The organism is Bowmanella yangjiangensis, assembly GCF_017255015.1.
GTDB lineage: Bacteria > Pseudomonadota > Gammaproteobacteria > Enterobacterales > Alteromonadaceae > Bowmanella > Bowmanella yangjiangensis.
The window spans coordinates 1-372 of sequence record NZ_JAFKCS010000718.1 but is presented as its reverse complement, the minus strand read 5'-3'; the positions used below and the strand labels follow the sequence as shown (position 1 = coordinate 372).

General features: G+C 65.9%; 1 pseudogene. It reads left to right on the top strand.

Annotation, left to right across the window (positions count from 1 at the left end):
* Nucleotides 1-372 (top strand): annotated as a pseudogene (locus tag J0A65_RS26395) (hypothetical protein); the annotation flags it as partial.

Below are 372 nucleotides of genomic sequence, written 5' to 3'. Positions count from 1 at the left end.
AGCAGTACGAGCTGCAGAACAGCACGACCATCGGCGGAACCAGTCGCGGCCTGGACGCCGAGCGTATCCGCGCCTTGCGTGCAGGCAGCGTGGTCAGCCTCGGCAACCTGCTGCGCGAGGGTGACAGCCTGCAGGTCCGCACGACGGTGTTCCACCACCGGATCGAGGACGAGATCTTCAAGCTGCGCAGCATCGCCTGCGAGCGCCAGGCTGCGGAGGGGGGCTCCATTTCCGCGAAGTGCGGCGAATACCTGCCGTTGTCCAACTACCGCAACCTGCCAGGCGTGACGCTCAAGGGGTTCGAGGTGGAGACCTACTACGACAGCGACCGCCTGTTCGGCAGCCTCACCTATGCCTGGGTCAGCGGCAAGC